This is a genomic window from Pedobacter sp. 01N416 (genome assembly GCF_056399685.1).
The window spans coordinates 1-19,069 of record NZ_JBFTRT010000268.1; the positions used below are offsets into that span (position 1 = coordinate 1).

Below are 19,069 nucleotides of genomic sequence, written 5' to 3' on the forward strand. Positions count from 1 at the left end.
GTTGTGATAAGTTTGATTAGACGATTCAACAGTTCATCCCCAATCATAATTAATTTAAAGCAATAGATAAGTACGCTATGGGCATCAGTTAGAAGGATATCTACGGCTCTGTTTAATTTGGGCTGTCAACAATATGAGAATAATATAAATGCTGTTATTGATGAGTCTATTTGGGTGCAAAAATGAGGGGGACGAGCCCTATAAAACATCAAATAAAGATAAAAGAAAACTCATCTAGTTTTAGCGTCCCGCTAAGGCCATTTAACTTGCATAGCAAAGCCCGGCAGTTTTAAAAATTGCCGGGCTTTGTTATTTCATGAGCAGTCCAAGTTGGAGAAGACTAGCCATATAATTTCATATGTTCTKGGTATACCATAAAAGATAATTAAATGGATCAGGGGTGAATTGAAACAGAAATCAGGAAAGAAACTTATTAGTGGTCATCTATTTCGTATCAACTGTTGTTCCGATTGAGGGTTGGTTTTATTTGACGACGGAACAACAAGGGATTAATATGAGGTGGGTGCCGATTTTCTGATCGCTCCAGAATTGAAGTGATGATAAAGCAACCATTAATTTAGTTTTAGCAGATCTTTTTTAAATAAAAAAATGCCTGTTGTGTTTTAGCGGTTTTGTGTCTGGTGACACATTCTGGTTTTTTTTCTGCGGATTCTGCTCAGTGTTTCACGGCTGATGCCGAGGTAGGAGGCGATGTTCTGTTGGGTAGTCTGCTGTTCGATTTCGGGATGGTTTTGGAGTAACAGGTCATAGCGTTGTTCGGGGCTTCGGGTGTGCAGCAGTATTGCCCTTTCTTCGCTTAGGATAAAGTACCGCTGGGTGATGAGCCTGCCCAACAGGTTGCCTTCGCTGAAGTCAGCGTAGTAAGCATTCAGCTCGAGCCAGGTAAGGGACTGCAGTGTGCAGTCCTGAAGCACTTCTATGTACTCATTTGCAGGCTGCTGGGTGAAAAAGCTATGTACAGAGATCATCAGATCGCCTTTGCCGGTAAACCAGGTGGTGCATTCGTTTCCGCTGTCGTCAATGAAATAGGCGCGCAGGAATCCACTGCGTATGAAGTAGATACGGCGTGCAGTTTCGCCGGGTGATAAAAGTAATTTTTTGCGCTCGAAAGTTTCAATTAGGCTTTCTTCTTTCACCCGGTTTTGCATGGGGGTTGGAAGGGGGATGATGAAGCTTAATGTTTCCAGTAGGTCGGCTTCGCAGTCGTTAAATTGTGGCATGGTGATCGATTGTGTCACAGATCAACCATTGTTATTTTTAAACGGGGTAATATTGTCCTGTCGGGACGGATACTCTTTTATAACGGCTTATTGAGCGGTTTAGTACGGGTATTGCTGTTCGGGTGATGTTAATGCTTTTGTTTATGATCTGACCAAAAAATGGTATCAGTGAAGAAAGTGGAATAACGTATCAGAAGGGGCTGAACTGGATATGACTGGACCTTGCCAGTTTGCAAGACTTCTGAAATATACGCAGTGAAAACCATGTAAGAAAGGATCTGATCACTGTGGGGCGTTTTTGCTTATATCTGGAACAGACCATTAGTCCATGATGAATTTACTTTTTCTGCCTGTGAGAGTTGTTGCCAGTTAACGGGCAAGGTGGGAATTTATCTAAATATCAACCTATGTACAACTGCATTATGATTATTTCAGATTGGATGGATGCATGCTGGATGACCTTTTTTATACCAGGCGTGATCCAGGGAATGTACTTCAGCCGGTTGTATTGGGTTATGAGCCGTTTTTGGGTACTGCGATGGCTGAGCTGGTCAGCTCATTTTTAGCACAGGAGCGCTTGCGTAATGAAATCCTGGCGCTGTTGCATGCGCTTTCGGGGCGGGGTCCTCTGTCTTCGACAGTGGTTGACCCTTTGGGCGGTCTGCAGCGGGAGTTCAAATGGACGGGGGAGGATATCCACCTGATCGAGCTGGTACATGGCATCCATTTAACAGGTCAGGTGAATAATGGCAGTATCGGGATTGTGGAGCTGTTCAAGGTGGTGGGTACGTTCTTTGGGGTGAACCTTCGGGTGCCCAAACGCGGCTTTGATGACCTGAAGGCGAGGAAAACGATGAGCAAGACAGCATTTCTGGATATGATGAGACTAGCGGTGCTGAAGAAAATGGATGAGGATGATGCCTATGATCCGGAAAAGGCGAGGCGGAGGAATGGGTTTTAGTAGATGTCTTTAGTAATAGCGCAATATGGGTTATCGGGTGTTTTAAGAGCGGTTCAGATTCCAATCTATCCAATATTGGATAGGAGGATCTGGAGCTTGCGCAACTTTGCTTTATCAAATCCCGGTACAATGGGGTGCCGGGAAAAAGTTGAGCGGTTATGTTGCAAGGTTTTTCTACGCTTCAGTTTATGGTGGTGTTATTGGTTCTGGCACTGGTCTGGTATGGTGGTGTTTTGCTGTTTTTTTATCTGAAAAGAAAGCGTGGGCCATTGGATTTCAGGAACGCTGGAAAGCAGGATGGTGGGCATGCTCCCCAGGGTCAGCAGCATACCGGTCCGGTTAGTGCAGGAATTCCTTTGGCGGATGACCTGATGGGCAAAGCAAAATTACCTGAAGGCATGAGCTCAGTGGGAATGGAAGAGATCGGTTTTGTGGATCTCGAAGGGCGTGAGGTGGAGGATCAACAGGGGCTGGTGCCGGATCTGTTGGAAGAAATCAAAAATGTGTTTTTGTTGCTGGCAAAGGAAGACGGATCAAAAAGGGATTTCCTGAAGCTGATGAAAGCGGTGAAGGAGAATTATCCGGGCATGGCTTCGCATCCCAGGATCAGGCGAATCAATGAATTTATCAGTTCGCATGCGGCTTTTCACCTTTCTGTGGAAGAGCTGGAGAATCTCTGGTATTAACTTATCGTTTCTGATCGGTCGGTCATTTATTTCCAGTTCAACATCAATCAATTTATTTTCATCTGTTTTTTATGAAAAACCAATTCAATAGTCCTTTTAGGACGCTTTTTGCCAAACTTTTATTGGTAGTATATATCTTTTGCTGGTGTCAGTTTTGGTCTACATTCCCACTTTTTGCGCAGGATGGCGATGCAGGGATTCAGGAAGCGACAAATAAGGTTAAGGGGTATTTTGATAGCGGCTGTGACCTGATGTATGCCATCGGTGCAGTGATGGGTATTATAGGTGCGGTCAAGGTTTTTAACAAGTGGAATGCTGGGGAGCCGGATACTTCCAAGGTGGCTTCTGCCTGGTTTGGTAGCTGCGTGTTTCTGGTGATTGTGGCTACGGTTTTAAAATCATTTTTCGGGATTTAGTTATGGCTATAGTATATCATATCAATAAAGGCGTGGGAAGGCCGATTGTGTTCAAGGGCTTAAAGGCGCAGTATATCGCTTATCTGGCTTTGGGTTTGGTGCTGCTGTTGATCGGTTTTGCGGTGGGTTATGTGTCGGGTGTGCCGTTGGTGGTTTTGATGGTATTGGTTGCGCTGTCTGGCGGTGGCCTGTTTGCAGTGGTGTTCCGCATGAGTGCAAAGTTTGGGGAACATGGCTTGCTGAAGTATCTGGCCAAGCGTGCCTTGCCTAAATATCTGGTGTTCCGCTCGAGACGGTTGTTTACAGGATTAAAAAACGTTCGGTCATGATAGAGGCAGCTGATATATTTCCGATATATAAGGTAGAGCATGACTGCATCCAGTCGATGCAGGGGGATCTGACGGTGGTGTTCAGGTTAAACTTGCCGGAAATTTTTACGCTTTCGGAAAGGGATTACGAAAGTTATCACCAGGCCTGGGTAAAGGCGATCAGGGTGTTGCCTGTTGGCACGGTGCTGCATAAACAGGATTGGTTCCTGGAAAGTCAGTTTAAGGCAGATTTTTCGGTGGAGCACAGCTTTTTATCGGGAGCCTCGGAACGCTTTTTTAATGAGCGGGAATTTCTGGAACATGAGTGTTATGTGATGCTGACCGCGAAGCCGATGGGACGGAAACTTTCAAATTCGGCTTACAGCAATATCCTGCGCAGGCGTATTGTGCCGGAACAGACGATAGATCCTGCTGTGTTCAGTTCTTTTTTGGATCATGTGGGGCAGTTTGTCCGGATTTTGTCTGATAGTGGTTTTGTATCGCTGGTGCGCTTGACTGATGATGAGGTTGCTGGAACGGCAAATAAACCAGGCTTGATCGAGCGTTACTGCTTTTTATTGGGCAAAGCGGAAATGCCGCTGATCTCAGATATCCATTTGCGTGATGAAATACGGGTGGGTGATAAACGCTGTGAGCTTTATACGCTTTCCGATGTGGAAGAACTGCCTGCACTGTGCGGCCCACGCATCAATTATGATAAATACAGTTCGGACAGGTCAAAGTTCAGTATCGGTTTTGCCAGTCCACTGGGATCGCTGCTCTCCTGCAACCATATTTTGAACCAGTATATTTTTATAGGTGATAGGGATAAAGTGCTGAAGAGGTTGGAGGCAAAGAAACTGCGTTTGCAGTCACTGTCGGCGTATTCGAGGGAGAATGCATTGTCCCGCGATGCGGTAAATGACTTTTTAAATGAGGCGGTAGCATCACAACGTTTGCCGGTAAAAGCGCACTTTAATGTGCTGGCCTGGTCTTCGGACCGATCGAAGTCGTTGGATCTGAAAAACCTGGTGGGCTCGGCGATGGCGGGACTGGATGCCTCAGCAAAACGGGAAACGGATGGACAGGCGCAGATCTGGTGGGCTGGCCTGCCGGGAAATGCGGCAGATTTTCCAATGAATGACTCCTTTGATACTTTTTTAGAGCAGGCGGCTTGTTTTTTTAACCTGGAAACGGCTTACCAGAGTTCTTTAAGCCCATTCGGGATTAGATTAGGGGACCGATTGACAGGGAAACCGGTACACGTGGATATCAGCGATGAACCCTGGGAAAAGGGGCTGATTACTAACCGGGCAAAGCTTTTGATCGGGCCATCGGGATCCGGGAAATCTTTTGCAGTGAACCATATGATGCGCTCTTATTATGAGCAGGGAGCACACTGCATTTTGGTGGATATCGGGCACAGTTATAAAGGGCTTTGCGAGCTGGTGGGAGGCTATTATTTCACCTATAGCGAGGAGGATCCGATCAAGTTTAATCCATTTTACCTCTCCGATGGGGATCAGATGGATACCGAGAAAAAGGAAAGCATCAAAACTTTGCTTTTGGCGCTTTGGAAAAAGGATGATGAACCCTATAGACGGTCAGAATATGTAGCGATTTCTAATGCCCTGAAACTGTATTACGAGCACCTGGAGCTTAGGAGTGATATTTTTCCCTGCTTTAATTCCTTCTATGAGTTTCTGATGTCGGAATATATGCAGGTATTATCTGATGGAAAAGTAAAGGAGAAGGATTTTGATATCGGGAATTTCCTTTATGTGCTCAATCCCTATTACCGGGGCGGGGAGTTTGATTACCTGCTCAATGCCTCGGAAAACCTGGATATGTTATCTGAAAGGTTTATTGTTTTCGAACTGGATAATGTGAAAGATCACCCGATTTTATTTCCGGTAGTGACGCTGATCATTATGGAAATGGTGATTTCCAAGATGCGAAAGCTGAAAGGTATCCGAAAGGTGGTGCTGATCGAAGAATGCTGGAAAGCGATAGCGAAGGAGGGTATGGCTGAATACATCCGCTATTTATTTAAAACGATGCGTAAGTTTTTTGGGGAACCGATCGTGGTGACCCAGGAGATTGAGGACGTGATCTCGTCACCAATTGTGAAACAGGCGATCATCAATAATGCGGATTGTAAGATCTTGCTCGATCAGCGTAAATACCAGAACAAGTTTGACCAGATCCAGGAGCTATTGGGGCTAACGGATAAGGAAAAGGCGTTGGTGCTGTCACTGAACAAAGCAAACGATCCCAAACTGAAATACAAGGAAATCTTTTTCTCGCTGGGTGGGCAGATGAGTAAAGTCTACCGGACAGAAGTAAGTTTAGAGGAGTATTTGGCTTATACCACCGAAGAGCGGGAAAAGATATTGGTGCAGGAATACGCGGCGCGTTATGGCAGCATCCAGAAAGGAATATCGGTTCTGGCGGCTGAGATGAGGGCTAAGCAGAAGGAATTAACAGATACACTTCATAAACCAATCCAATCGTAAACAATGCTAACCAAATACAAATCAATCATGAAAACAAAAACTCTTTTTCTGTTGCTCAGCGTGCTGGGTTTTACTGCCTGCAAAAGTAATGGGAACCTGCAATCTTTTATCCCAGGTACCTATGTGGATGACGCCAAGGGAGAGTACAGTGAATCTTGGGATACACTGATCATTGGGGATTTTAACAAAGTCAAGGGTTCCTATTCTATAGTTCGAAAGACGGGTTTTAGGCGGCYGGAGAATGGAAAGCTGGGCCGCTTGGAGCATGATACTGAGCGATGGATGGGGATTTGGGATGAGGAAAGCGGGTCGGTCCAGGTGCCCAGGAATTCCAAGATCATCAGCTTTTATCCCGATTCTGGAGTGCTGCTGCTAGGAACTCGGGAATTTCGAAAGTTGGTCGGAAATTAATCTGAAGGCAAGTCATTTGCCTGGCTACATGTATAAGGGATAAAAATCAATTAACGTATGAAAAATCTATTGGGCCGGTCTGCTGACCGGCTGGGAAAACTATGGACTAAAATTCGGAGCACGATGAAACAATATATGGTAATTCTGCCGGTAAGTACGATGACTTTGATCGTGGGGCTACCAAAAGGAGCAGATGCGCAGATCGCGGTGGTAGAAGTGATCAAGGCGGGCGTAAAAAAAGTAATCAAGGCGGTAGACCTGAAGATCCAGCGATTGCAGAATGAGACGATTTGGCTGCAGAATGCGCAGAAGGTTTTGGAAAACCAGCTATCCAAATTAAAGCTGACAGAGATCGCAGACTGGACGCAACGGCAGAAGGAGCTTTACCGGGAATATTACGAGGAACTCTGGAAGATCAAATCAGCCATTGCCTATTATAAAAAAGTGAAGGATCTGACGGCGAAACAGGTTGCTATTGTGGATGAATACAAGTGGGCCTGGAACTTATTCAAGCAGGATAAACATTTTGAAGCCTCGGAACTGGATTATATGCAAAAGGTGTATTCGGGGATATTGGATGAAAGCATCAAAAATATTGATCAGCTGCTATTGGTGGTCAATTCCTTTAAAACGCAAATGAGTGATGCGGAAAGACTGGAGATCATTTCAAAGGCATCTGAAAAGATGGATGCGAATTATACCGACCTGAAAAGTTTTAACCGGGGCAATGCGGTCTTAAGTATTCAACGTGCTTCTTCAATAGAGGAAAGCGCTAAACTAAAAGAAATCTATGGAATCGAAAATTAAGTGTTGCGCTAAGGCCGGAAACGTTTCGGTATTGGCGGTTGGTCTAGTAAAGCGTTCGGCTTTTAAAGTGAGGGCTTCGGTGCTTGGTCTGTTGGTTTTGATGTTCTGCTATGGTGGCGCAGCTCATGCACAGACCTTTGGCGAATTTTTTAACCAGAAGAAAACGCAGAAAAAATACCTGCTGGAACAGATTGCTGCTTTACAGCTTTCCTTAAGTTATGCCAAGAAGGGTTACCAGTTGGTCGATGGGGGACTGCAGACCGTGCGTGATATCACAAATGGAGAATTCAGTCTGCATGAGGCATTTATTTCTTCCTTGAAAACGGTAAGCCCGGCGGTTCGAAAAAATGTGAAGGTGGCAGAAATCCTGGCATACCAGATCAGTATCGCAAGATGGTTTGGGGAGTTTAAGGGGGATCATTTGGATATTTTAGACTTGAGGAGGGCTTATGGTTTTGAATAGGGATCAGTTTGAGTATTTCGCTGAGTTATTGCTCGGCTCAGTATTAAAAAGACTTTTTAGGCGCTTTTCCGTGGTACTTTGCTGCCTTTTGACCGTGTTTTCTTCCCCTGGTTACGGCCAGTCTACTGAAGCACAGCAGTTGCTTTTAAATGTCGAAAAGCTCAGTCAGTTGAAGAATATTTTAGCCGATATGAAGAAAGGCTATTTGCTGATTTCCAGTGGTTATAAGGCGGTAAAGGATATCGCTGAAGGGAATTTTTCCTTGCATGAAGTCTTTCTGGACGGCATGATGCTGGTGAGCCCGGAGATCAAAAGATATCACAAAGTGGCGGATATTATCACTTATCAGGGTCGTATCGTTTCCGGATATAAGCGCGCGTTTAAGCGTTTTTCCGCTTCGGGCAATTTTTCGGAAGAAGATATCGCTTATATGGCCGGGGTGTACAGACAGCTTTTTGAGCTGAGCAAGGATAACCTGGATGAACTGCTCACAGTGATTACTTCGTCGAATCTGCGCATGAGTGACCAGGAAAGGTTGGCAGCGATTGACCGGATCTTTGCGGATACGGAAGAAAAGCTGATGTTTTTGCGGGCATTTAATGATCAGGCGGCCATGCTGGATCTGCAAAGGAGCAAAGAAAGAGCGGATGTAAAGGGGCTGAGTAATGTGCTTATGGGGAAGAATTAAGCCTGTTTAAAGGGATAGCTTGGTTGGTGGATGGGTTTTTAGCATCGCTATCAGCCAGATCAATATAATCAGAACAACAAATCAAGGGTTTATGAAAAAAGTGGTTTATCTGTCTGTGGCCTTCTTAGCAGTAATATTTCTGCCTTCTTATGTGATGGCTCAGGGAATGGCACAGAGTATTTCCGGCCTGCAGCCTGTGCTGGACAGGGTATATAGTGAAATGTTGCCGCTATGTTCGGGCATGATCAATGTCGGCAGGGGACTCGCTGGTTTTGGGGCTTTGTGGTATATCGCTTCACGCGTATGGCGGCAGCTGGCATCGGCGGAGTCTATTGATTTTTACCCGTTGTTGCGGCCATTTGCATTGGGCATGGCGGTGATGCTTTTTCCGGCGGTGCTGGGCATGATCAATGGGGTATTACAACCAACGGTATCGGCTACCAATGCCATGGTTGCTAACAGCAATAAAGCAATCGAGCGGTTGCTTAAAATGAAGGAAGCCGCAATAAAAAAGAGCCGCTATTGGCAGATGTATGTCGGGGAAGATGGCAGCGGGGATATGGATAAATGGCATAAATACGCTTATCCGAAGGATCCAAACGGGGAAGAAGAAACTTTTTTGGATGGACTGTCGCGTGGGCTGGAGTTCAATATTGCTAAGGCATCGTATAATTTCAGAAATTCGATCAAGCAGTGGCTGAGTGAGGTGCTGGAGATTCTTTATGCCGCGGCTGCGCTGTGCATCAATACCGTGCGTACCTTTTTTCTGATCGTACTGGCCATCCTTGGACCACTGGTGTTTGGATTTGCGGTCTTTGACGGTTTTCAGAATACTTTGACGGTATGGATCGCGCGTTATGTGAATATTTTTCTCTGGTTACCCATCTGTAATATCTTTTCGAGTATCCTGGGAAAGGTGCAGGAAAATATGCTAAAGCTGGATTTAGCGCAGATCGAACAGCAGGGGAATACTTTCTTTTCCAGTTTAGATACCGCTTACCTGATTTTTTTGATCATCGGCATCGTGGGTTATTTCTGTGTACCGAATGTGGCCAATTATGTGGTGCATGCAGGTGGGGGAAATACGATCCTGCAAAAAGTGAATTCGATCGTGTCTRCTACTACCCGTTCTGGATCGCAGGCTGCAAAGTCAGGTGGTGGGATGGTGGCAGATGCGCTGGGCGATGGTTACCGCAACATCAAGCAGAGTTTTTCTTCCGGTGCACAGGGCGATTATTTCCCGGACAATCCCCACCAGCAACAGCGTATTGAAGGAAGGTAGCCGCAGGGCTGGCCCCTGCCTATCATTTAATTATTAAGTATTCACCGATTATTTCATTCATATGTTCAGCCAGTTTAAGAATATCGATACTGCTTTTAAGCACATCCGCATGTTCAGCTTTTTTCTGATACTGGCCTGCTTTGGGATAAGCTGTTTTGCGGTTTATCAATACTACCGGTTTTATAACCTCAAGGATCAGCGGATATACATATTACATAATGGTAAGCTGTTAACGGCTTTGGCTTCTGACCGTAAGAGCAACCTACCGGTAGAACTGCGTGACCATATCAGGACCTTTCACCAGTATTTCTTTGCCTTGGTCCCTGATGATAAAGCGATCAAGGCGAGTGTCACCAGGGCGTTATACCTGGCCGATGAATCTGCCAAAAAGCAGTATGATAACTTTCAGGAAAACGGTTATTACAATAACCTGATTGCAGCCAATATCTCCCAGGAAATCACCATAGACAGTATACAATTGGATGTGGACCAGTTTCCTTATCCTTTCAGGTGTTTTGCCACACAAAAACTGGTACGGTCTTCTTCGACGGTTTTTAGAAAATTGGTGAGTCAGGGGATGATAGATGACCTTAAAAACCAGACGGATAACAATCCCCATGGCTTTCTGATCAGGAAATTTGAGCTGCTGGAGAACAGGGCTGAACCGTTAAAGGGGGAGGAACCATGAGGATCTGGAACTATTTTTTAAGGGATAGGGCAGCGAAAAGTGATGGTGCTATTGGTGGTGGAACGTTGCCTCTAGGTAAGCGGGATGTTGGACGGATAAATAAAAACGATCTGGCATTTCAATTGGCCAGGAAAATTCTTAAAGCCCAGCGTTTAGTGGCTACCTATTTAAACAGCAAAACAAGAGGCATTTCTAAGTCAAAAATCCGGCTATCCTTGGTCTGCTTTATAGCGCTTGGCTGCATGTACTGTCTGTACCTTATCCTTTCAGCGGTGCTGCTCTTTTTGCCATAAAATTATTAACCGATAAAAAACAATCAAGATGGAAAACAGGAAAAAAATAGACAAAAAGAAAGTGTTGCTGATTTTTTTGCCGTTGCTGGCAGCAGCTGTATTGACCACCGGTTTTTTTATGCTGGGCGGTGGAAAGGGCGAGGTCAAAGATACTGCTGTTCGTGGAAAGGTAGATTTTTCGCTGCCTGACGCGGCAATCAAAAAACAGCAACCGGCAGATAAAATGGCTTTTTATGAGCAGGCGGAGCGGGATTCTGCTTCGAGGGGATCCGCTTCACTTTCACGCATGAGCGAAAACCTAGGTTTTAAAAACAGTCGGGAGGAGCAGACCGGAGAGATCTCGCTGAAACTCGAAGCCTTGAAACGTGAGATTGACCGCCCGGCGGAAACTGCCAGTGGTGTTGGGAGCGTTGCTGGTACTAGAGCTGGATATGGTCCGGGTGATGTGGCCGGTTCTGCTAATGGAAACATGAAAAACGATGTGGATAGGCTCGAGGCACTGATGAAGATGATGCAGGATAACAAAAATGCTGGCGAAGATCCGGAGATGAAACAGCTGAATGCGATGATGGAGAACATTATCGATATCCAGCATCCTGAACGGGTAAAGCAAAAAATCGCTGGAGCGAAAAAAATCAATACTGATAGCCTGTTCAAAGCAATCCCTGCGGTGATCGCTTCAGATAAAAAAGTGGTTCAGGGCGCAACAATCAAGCTTTTATTGCTGGATACTTTACGGGTGAACGGGGTATTGATCCCAAAAGGGCATGAACTTTTTGGGGCCTGCAAGATTACCAACCAGCGCCTGCTGCTGGATATCAAGCAGATCCGTTTGGGCAATGCGATTATCCCTTCTGATCTGTCGCTGTACAGTTATGATGGCATGCTGGGGCTGGATGCACCGGAAGCGATATTGACTGAAACGGTGAATGATGGGGCAGGGAATGCCATTGGTGATGTGGCGCTGAATACGTTTGATCAGTCCTTGGTCACGCAGGTTGCGGGGGCCGGGATCGATGCGGCGAAGTCAATGCTGACTAAAAAGCTGCGCAAAATTAAGGTGAAGTTAAAAGGTGGTCAGGCGGTGCTGCTTCGTGACAATAAATTAAAACTGCGTTAGCTCATGGATCCGGGGATAAATAGAGCGGAACAACTGTACCTGGCCTGGGAGGAGCGGCAGAAATCACTTTCTGGGCTTATGGGTGCTAATCTGGATGAGCGTAAGATGAGGCAATTGAAATATAAGTTTTTATCTCAGGGACTTTTTAGGGTATCGGTCAGGCCATCGGAAATGGAACGGCTATATATCCAGGTGCTCCAATCGGTAACGGCTAAACTTAGTAGGCAGCTTTACCCAAATCGGGTGTTACGTTTTTTTGTAGGGCTTAAGGCTGCGCTGATCGATAAACCAATGCACCTCCGACGGTTTTCCAGGCTTAGGGATGAAAATATGTATGCGCTAAAAGGGCGGCTTTCTTCATTGGGATTAGGAGGGATGGGTATGAAGCTTGAAGATCAGCTCGATTATGAAAGGCAGCGAGTTGTTTTGGAAGTCGTGCGGGGTTTAAACACAGGCGAAAAACTATCGCTTCAGGTTTCGCTGGATAAGGAAGATCTAGGGAGTTACCACTTTAAAGGGTTTGATGCAAGGCTGTTGCAGGTGGATGGAACTGAAAAGTCCTGTTTTTTTTCTAAGAGCACTGGAGTTGATCTGGCTGAAGCGATCAATCTGTTGCGTGGTGGATCTGTGCTGAAAAACTATCAAGGGTTGGATGGTAAATGGGAGAAAAGCTGGGTGAGGGTGAATGATACCGCTAAGGATTTTTCTCACTCGCCATTACTGTTTTCTTCTAGTATCGGGCAGGATTATGATCTCAAAAAACAATTATTGAATCATGCCATTGCGCTTGAATGTTACGCGATCAGTACTGATTTGGTATTGCGTGGATTGGAACAGGGGAACAGGGTGGAAATCAGTGTCCCGGGGAAAGATAAATTTTATATCCGTGCCGGGCCGTTTGAAAACAGGCTGGAATTCTTTGATTCGGCTAAAAATGAAATTGGCTTTGAACAGCTTAAAGAAATGTTTGTGCCAGTGAAATTGCAGCCTTCGTTTGAACTAGGTACGGTCAAGCCGTTGGAGCAATCAAAGGAATCGCAGCTGGAGCTTAGCAGATAAAAAGAAATTTTATGGTTGAACTTATCGATAAGGTAGGGCTGGCAGCTGAGCTGAGCGCATATCTCGAAGAACAGCATGCGCTGGGCTGTAAATGGGTGGTTTATGACAGTGACAATCCGATCTCATCGGAGTTTGAGCTGAACTGTTTTGCTGATGAAGCTTCTGCCTTTTTCTTTGAACGGGAACACCAGCAGATCTTTAATTGGCACCTGGCAATACCGGTTGCTGATATGATCAACGGGCTTAAAGTCCTGGAGAAATTGGAAGTTGGGCCGGCCCATAAATTAAATAATCCTAAAACTTTATTAAAAACAAAAGCTATGAATTTAAACAATTTAGAAGACCGAAAGGAAGAAATGAAAGCGCTCGGTGCATCGGAGCAGACCATTGCTGTTAAACAGTTTGATCTGGTTACCGATGCAGTTGAGGCTTTCAAAAAACGCGAAGGTGCTGCAGAACTGGCGATCGGAAAAGACGCGGCCCATAAACAGACGGTAGCAACTTTGGACGAGGGCAAGGTAAATTTTGTAGCCAAATCTTTCAGGGGGATTTTTTATGGAAAACCAGCGATGCAGACCATGTGGCCTGACCGGGGCAAGGGATTTACGGTTCAGCAGTCCGCCCAGATGATCCAGGGTTATGCGGTATACCGGGATGATTTGGTGAATTTTAATTCGGGAGAGGTTTATGCGGCCTGGGTGAAGTTTGATATGGATAAAGGGGCTGGGGCAAACGGTAATTTCAATCTGCAACAATACCATGATCCACAGTACGGCTTTGATCTGCCTAAGGTATTGGATAATTATAAGATCAAAGAGTTGTCTGTTCCTGAGAAACGCGAAAAACTGGAAGCGGATCTGCGCAATGGGTTGACGCCATTAGTGAGCGTGGAGAAAGATGGGCAATCGGTAAAACTTTTGCTGGAAGCGGTTCCAAGGTATGGTAAAGTGAATTTTTATACCCCTGAAGGCACGATGGAAAAACGTGAGCAGTTCTTGACCAAAGCTGCCTTAGCCACTGTGCTGGATGCCGGACAGGGGAAGGAGAAAAATAAAGATAAACAGCAGGAAGCAGGAATGGGGATTGGGAACTAGGTCTGTCTTGCTATTTATTGGAGGCTATTGATTCCGCTTGGAGGTAGTGGGAGTGCTATGGAAGAGGAGAATAAAAAATTGGTTGCTGTTGGTTACGCCAGAATTGTGCGCTTTGGGGACCTGCGCGACCTGGACCGCCAGGCTCAGCGAATATATGATTTCTGCCAGGAGCACGGTATCGAACTCAGGGTTGGGCTTTCTGAGGAAGGTGATAGGGGCATGTCATGGAAGATTTTGGAGGATATGATGCAGCATGATTATGGTACGCTGGATATGGTGGTTGTGGCTGAGATGGACGCGATCTCCAAGGACGTAGGCTGGTTATTGTTAAAACAAGCGGAATTTGAGGCCGAGTATGGGGTAACTATAGTATCGGCCAAGGGTAGTCAACTAAGCTTGGATAAACATGGCGGCATGACCATGGGTTAATTTTAATTCATTAATTTTTTAGTCGATAAAACTATTAATATGAAAACATTTGATTCGTTAAAGGCGCTTGTTCTGGGAGCAGAGGAAGACGCACTGAAGTTTTTTGGTAAAGGTAATAAGACAGCTGGGACCAGGCTCCGCCTTGCCATGCAGCAGGCTAAGGCGCTCGCACAGCAGATCCGTATTGAGGTCAGTGAAAATAAAAAGAAGTCGAAATAGATTGGTTTTGTGGTTTGTTGGGGTGCCTGGCCGTTTTGGTCAGGCATTTTTTTTACTGGATGCCTTTTTCTTTTGCTCTAAATATATTTTATTAATATAAGAAGCAACACCAAGCGAATGGGCGATAACCATATCGGTATCGGGAGAAATAGCGGAACTGACCTCCTGATCGATCTTATTACGGATCAACTTAACACTTAAGTAGGCTGCGACCTCTGTAGTTGTTTTTACTAGAGAAAGATTCCCCAAATATCTAATATTATCTAGTTTCCTAGCGATTGCTAGCCAGGGGGCATGGTTGTACCATGCTTTCTCCCTTATTTCTGGCTGTTCATGGGTTATATTTAAAGCTTGAAGATCGATATCCGAAAGTATTTCCTCAAGGACTTTCTCCTGCAAAGTCTCAATGGGATCATCCCCCGGGGAAGAAGATTTTAGGATGTAGCTGCCTCCGTTCTTTTCCTTTTCGTATGCTTCCTGCAAAGAGATCAGTAGATCTCCATAATAGGGAAAGTCAAAGACCAGGTCCGCAGGGAATGTCAGACTGGCATTTTTAAACCCATTTTTCAGCGCTGAAATCCATTCCTGCTTGATCTCCCCAGCATCCTTATTTTGTTGGTTTATACCATGAATCATTAATATTCTCATAATTTTTGTTTTAATAGTGCAATTAAAAGTTTAACCCCTTTTTCATCGAAGGAAGTCCAAAGGCCAGGAATCAGGGAGGTGGATAGTTCAAAAAGATTATCATCATTGCTCAGATTCATATAGGACCAGCCCTGTGTTAATAGCGGCATAAAAGAGCTGTTGCTTTTTTTGCGTTTTAAACCAACATCCTTTCCATTTAGTTCGGTAAATTTGTTTAATAGTGCTACATCAAACAGCACGGGCTCTTTTTCACGCGCCATGTGATCGTATACAGATCTTATTTCGTTAAAATCTCCGGATAAGGCATAAGCATATGCTGCAAAAAGTCCAAGTGTCGGATCTATAGCTTTATATCTTCTGATGTAGTCTGCAAACATAGAGAGCTTCTTCTCGCTGGGCGAAAAGACGCCGAATTGCGCAGCTGCAATGATCTCTGCTTTTTGCTTTTTGATTTCCTGCTCTAATCTCACATAATCAAAACGCTTGTAACTGAACGGAGAGGGGATATAGTTGATGTTGATCAGGCGTTTGTCTCTAAAAACAGCATTGGCATGGTAACCTTTAATTAATGTAAAAGGGATGCCCGTTCCATCCTCCAATTGAATGAGAACTGTAGATGAGCGATCGGTAGATGACTCAAAGAATATTCCAGAGTTTGAGGTCTGCTTTGCTATTTCTTGTTCATGTCCGTCTGTCCAAATTTTTTCTGGAAGGACTCCCGTGATTTTCAAGCCGGTATTCGCTTCCATACCAGGAAGGATATCAGACTCGCTTAGAGAATCCATTATGTCAGTAATGTTCCGATCAATTTCTTTCCGGACCTCTGGTTTGTTTATAAAAGATTTTGGAAGACCAAAGTTCGAACCATCTTCATCAGGTTTTTCCGGTGGATATGAATGTGCAGTTCTTTCCGGCGCGTAGCCTGTTATTTTTGAAAGAAAAATAGGATTTCTGGATGTAATTTCTCCTAAGGGTTGTTGTTCTTGAAACAGGCCTAACTCAATCAGTTTTTTTGGTACCGCATTTTCTAGGTAGTCATTGAGCTCATATGCTAGGACGACGTGTCTATATTCAGTGCCAGTGGATAAGGTCGTGATTATCTCGGGAATTACCCCATTTAAGCCTTCCAATAAGCATTCAGTGTAAATACTTTCATAGGTTCCAGAAGATGTCAAAATCTCGTGGGAAGGTTTACCTGGCAGACTGGCATAAAACTCGTCAACCTTCATCAATGAAGCTTCCTCATTATCTGTTTTAAATATTGAAAGGCCATTGTTTCCGAGAAAATTAATAGCGGTATTGGCAGTTCGGCATGCATCGGAAATAAATACCACATTTTTGATTTTGGTGAATCTCGAATACATTATACTCTGAGAAAGACCGATGCACTGACCTGGGTTAGACTTTGCGTCTGAAAGTGTCCATACCTCTTGTCTGGGACCAGCTAGGTAGCCATGCCCTGAAAAATAAATAACCATTTGTTCATATTCATAGGTTTTTACATAGCTATCTACTGCTTCTAAAATCTCATCATACCTTACGGGTACATTTTCGTCAGTAAAAAGACTTGTTATGAAGCCTTGACTAAGTGCCCATTCATTCATTTTCTTTGCATTATCCTGTGCAGCAGAAAGTGGTGGAAGGYCATGGGTATTGTTTACCCCAATAAGTATTGCACATTTTTTCATCGTGAGCGTTTAATCGTGTTGTTTTAGGATGAGCTAATTTATTAATTTTTAACAACTATCTGTTTTCTGATCAATCAATTTTGAATGCCGTTTTTTAAAGGTGATGGAGGAACGCTATAATTTTGAGCTGTTTTGTCCTTTATTAGATGACCAAAGAGCGACAAGGGCAAATATTCTTGAAGAATTTGAGAAACTTGGTCCGAATACAACTGAATGCAAAAATCTCATTATCTACTTTGCAGGGCATGGAGAGATAGATAAAAACACGAAGCTGGGTTGCTGGGTACCGATCGATGCTGGTGAAAAAAAATATAACTATATTCCCAATTCTACAGTCAACGACTATATCAGGGCAATCAGCGCCGATCACGTGCTGCTGATCTCCGATTGCTGTTACTCAGGAACGTTTATTTTCGAGCATGGTGTCCAGGAAAAGATAGATGCGAGAACTTCCTTGACCAGTGATAACTCAAGATGGGTATTGACCTCTGGGGAAATCACCAAAGTCAGTGATGGAATAAAAGGTGAAGGTAGCCCATTTGCACAATGTCTTAATGCTTTTCTGGAAAGTAACAAAAGCCCTGATTTGAAAATGACCAGCGTTTTTAATGAAGTTATCGTGAATACCAAAGGTCGCCAAGGACAGCAACCCGGTGCTGCGCGGTTAAAATATTATGCCGGAATAGCTGGCGAGATGACTCTTGAGTTGGACAGAGATGCCCCAAAAATATATCCAGAAGGAAAACAGGATTTTGAGTTTCCAGGGATAAATCTTCCAGAAACGTATATTTCGCGGCACATCACTTATGCCGCGGCAGAAGACGGCGATTTTGCTTCTTTTTTTGCACAGGAAGCTGGTAGGGTTTATCTAGAAGATCTCATCAAAACACAAAAAAAGATCGTACTTCTGGGCGGAGCAGGTTCGGGCAAATCCATTGAGTTGATTCGTTTGGCTTTAAAACTAAAACATATTGATCACCCAATGACCCCTATCCTGGTAAAGCTGAATATGTTCCAGGAACAAAATCTCGAAGACTTCCTTCCCCGGGGATGGGATCAGACCGATCCTGCAGCTCTCGTCATATTTTTGGATGGACTCGATGAGGTACAACCGGAATTCTTTGGACAGGCAGTTCGGGCGATTAAGGATTTTTTTGAAACAAATTATCAGATTACAGCTGTTGTTTCCTGTCGGACTAATTTTTATGAAAACCCCTCTAATGACAATCTGGGGACCTTAGGCGGTTTCAAAGCTTTCTTTATCAGTGAAGTGACGCTCGAGATCGTTGAGTCTATTTTGTCCAGAATTCAGGGTATAGATGCAGAAACCTTTATTGCTAAAATTTATGATGCCCAGTTTCTGGATCTGATTCAAAAACCATTTTTCCTGAAAGTATTGATCGCTTATTATCTGGAAAACGGGGATTTTAGCGGTGGCAGAGGAAAGATCATGGAAAAAAGTATAGTCGATCAGGATAAAGGCTTTCTGCGGAAAACCGAAGGGGGTGAAACAAATGAAGTAACGTTATTTTCCATGCTTGAAAATATTGCATTTGTGATGGAGAYGACAGGGAAAAACTACCTGACGGATGAGGATCTTCACAGTATTTTTCCGGATCAAGAGAAATATCTCCAATGTAAAACATTACCGGCATTCAACTACGATCGGGCTAAAGATAACTGGAGCTTTGAACATAACAATATTCAGGAATACCTAGCTTCAAGGGTTCTTGCCAGACAAACATTCGGTAAATTACAGAAGCTTTTATTTATCGAGTCAGCAGGGTCAAAAAGAGTTAAGCCGACTTGGACCAATACCCTTTCTTTTTTGATCAGCATTGATAAAGGAACGACGGTTACCCAGTTGGTAGATATGATTCTTCAAGAAGATCGTGAGGTGATCATCAAATTTGAAACTGATAGATTTGATGAGCAGCAGCGTACTGATATTTTTAAAAATATCTTTAATTTTTATGTTGATAAAGAAATCTGGGTAAGCTCAAATAAGTTTAGTCCCGCAGATCTGGTTCGATTTGGCAGAACTAAAGAAAC

The 19,069-nt window shown here is 44.3% G+C and carries 21 protein-coding genes; 18 read left to right on the forward strand and 3 right to left on the reverse strand.

Annotation, left to right across the window (positions count from 1 at the left end; genetic code table 11):
• Positions 1–623: 623 nt before the first annotated feature.
• A complete protein-coding gene (locus tag AC1DND_RS15505) occupies positions 624–1,241 on the reverse strand; it encodes a Crp/Fnr family transcriptional regulator (protein ID WP_477582910.1) in 618 nt (205 codons plus the stop codon).
• Between the two features lie 415 nt (positions 1,242–1,656).
• On the opposite strand from AC1DND_RS15505, the gene AC1DND_RS15510 reads away from it, so the two are divergent.
• From AC1DND_RS15510 to AC1DND_RS15590, 17 genes are all read left to right on the forward strand, one after another.
• Positions 1,657–2,202 carry an RteC domain-containing protein gene (locus AC1DND_RS15510; RefSeq protein WP_477582947.1) on the forward strand — a complete coding sequence of 182 codons (546 nt, stop codon included), beginning with the start codon at positions 1,657–1,659 and terminating at the stop codon, positions 2,200–2,202.
• Between the two features lie 158 nt (positions 2,203–2,360).
• Positions 2,361–2,888, forward strand: a complete 528-nt coding sequence (locus tag AC1DND_RS15515; protein ID WP_477582912.1) for a hypothetical protein — start codon at positions 2,361–2,363, stop codon at positions 2,886–2,888.
• 71 nt (positions 2,889–2,959) lie between these two features.
• Positions 2,960–3,304, forward strand: coding sequence for a DUF4134 domain-containing protein (locus AC1DND_RS15520; RefSeq protein ID WP_477582914.1), 345 nt, complete (start codon positions 2,960–2,962; stop codon positions 3,302–3,304).
• 2 nt (positions 3,305–3,306) lie between these two features.
• On the forward strand, positions 3,307–3,633 hold the full coding sequence (locus AC1DND_RS15525) for a DUF4133 domain-containing protein (protein ID WP_477582916.1): 327 nt from the start codon (positions 3,307–3,309) through the stop codon (positions 3,631–3,633).
• Positions 3,630–6,128, forward strand: coding sequence for a TraG family conjugative transposon ATPase (locus AC1DND_RS15530; RefSeq protein WP_477582918.1), 2,499 nt, complete (start codon positions 3,630–3,632; stop codon positions 6,126–6,128). Before AC1DND_RS15525 ends, AC1DND_RS15530 begins: the two co-directional genes overlap by 4 nt.
• Before the next feature lie 27 nt (positions 6,129–6,155).
• Positions 6,156–6,539, forward strand: a complete 384-nt coding sequence (locus tag AC1DND_RS15535; RefSeq protein WP_477582920.1) for a hypothetical protein — start codon at positions 6,156–6,158, stop codon at positions 6,537–6,539.
• Between the two features lie 123 nt (positions 6,540–6,662).
• The gene (locus AC1DND_RS15540; protein WP_477582921.1) at positions 6,663–7,346 is read left to right on the forward strand and encodes a conjugal transfer protein TraI; all 684 of its coding nucleotides are present in this window, start codon (positions 6,663–6,665) and stop codon (positions 7,344–7,346) included.
• Positions 7,330–7,809, forward strand: coding sequence for a hypothetical protein (locus AC1DND_RS15545; protein WP_477582923.1), 480 nt, complete (start codon positions 7,330–7,332; stop codon positions 7,807–7,809). Before AC1DND_RS15540 ends, AC1DND_RS15545 begins: the two co-directional genes overlap by 17 nt.
• Complete coding sequence (locus tag AC1DND_RS15550; RefSeq protein ID WP_477582924.1) at positions 7,796–8,497, forward strand: TerB family tellurite resistance protein; 702 nt, start codon at positions 7,796–7,798, stop codon at positions 8,495–8,497. The genes AC1DND_RS15545 and AC1DND_RS15550 overlap by 14 nt, the downstream gene beginning before the upstream one ends.
• Positions 8,498–8,588: 91 nt before the next feature.
• Positions 8,589–9,779: a conjugative transposon protein TraJ gene (gene traJ, locus AC1DND_RS15555; protein ID WP_477582926.1), complete on the forward strand. Its 1,191-nt coding sequence runs from the start codon at positions 8,589–8,591 to the stop codon at positions 9,777–9,779.
• A gap of 61 nt (positions 9,780–9,840) precedes the next feature.
• Positions 9,841–10,467 (forward strand): conjugative transposon protein TraK, encoded by a 627-nt coding sequence (gene traK / locus AC1DND_RS15560; protein ID WP_477582928.1) that lies wholly within the window; start codon positions 9,841–9,843, stop codon positions 10,465–10,467.
• The gene (locus tag AC1DND_RS15565; RefSeq protein WP_477582930.1) at positions 10,464–10,760 is read left to right on the forward strand and encodes a hypothetical protein; all 297 of its coding nucleotides are present in this window, start codon (positions 10,464–10,466) and stop codon (positions 10,758–10,760) included. Before traK ends, AC1DND_RS15565 begins: the two co-directional genes overlap by 4 nt.
• Before the next feature lie 28 nt (positions 10,761–10,788).
• Positions 10,789–11,880 carry a conjugative transposon protein TraM gene (traM, locus tag AC1DND_RS15570; protein ID WP_477582931.1) on the forward strand — a complete coding sequence of 364 codons (1,092 nt, stop codon included), beginning with the start codon at positions 10,789–10,791 and terminating at the stop codon, positions 11,878–11,880.
• A 3-nt stretch (positions 11,881–11,883) separates the two neighbouring features.
• The gene (locus AC1DND_RS15575; RefSeq protein ID WP_477582933.1) at positions 11,884–12,939 is read left to right on the forward strand and encodes a hypothetical protein; all 1,056 of its coding nucleotides are present in this window, start codon (positions 11,884–11,886) and stop codon (positions 12,937–12,939) included.
• A gap of 11 nt (positions 12,940–12,950) precedes the next feature.
• Complete coding sequence (locus AC1DND_RS15580) at positions 12,951–14,033, forward strand: hypothetical protein (RefSeq protein ID WP_477582935.1); 1,083 nt, start codon at positions 12,951–12,953, stop codon at positions 14,031–14,033.
• Positions 14,034–14,090: 57 nt separating this feature from the next.
• On the forward strand, positions 14,091–14,462 hold the full coding sequence (locus AC1DND_RS15585) for a recombinase family protein (protein ID WP_477582937.1): 372 nt from the start codon (positions 14,091–14,093) through the stop codon (positions 14,460–14,462).
• Positions 14,463–14,501: 39 nt separating this feature from the next.
• Positions 14,502–14,681: a histone H1 gene (locus AC1DND_RS15590; RefSeq protein WP_477582939.1), complete on the forward strand. Its 180-nt coding sequence runs from the start codon at positions 14,502–14,504 to the stop codon at positions 14,679–14,681.
• Between the two features lie 39 nt (positions 14,682–14,720).
• Here AC1DND_RS15590 and AC1DND_RS15595 read toward each other — a convergent pair whose 3' ends face one another.
• Together AC1DND_RS15595 and AC1DND_RS15600 are read right to left on the reverse strand one after the other, a co-directional pair.
• On the reverse strand, positions 14,721–15,329 hold the full coding sequence (locus AC1DND_RS15595; RefSeq protein ID WP_477582941.1) for a hypothetical protein: 609 nt from the start codon (positions 15,327–15,329) through the stop codon (positions 14,721–14,723).
• Positions 15,326–17,017, reverse strand: coding sequence for a caspase family protein (locus AC1DND_RS15600; RefSeq protein ID WP_477582943.1), 1,692 nt, complete (start codon positions 17,015–17,017; stop codon positions 15,326–15,328). The genes AC1DND_RS15595 and AC1DND_RS15600 overlap by 4 nt, the downstream gene beginning before the upstream one ends.
• A 103-nt stretch (positions 17,018–17,120) precedes the next feature.
• Here AC1DND_RS15600 and AC1DND_RS15605 point away from each other — a divergent pair.
• Positions 17,121–19,069, forward strand: a 1,949-nt coding sequence (locus AC1DND_RS15605) for a caspase family protein (RefSeq protein ID WP_477582945.1), incomplete at its 3' end; no start/stop codon positions are given.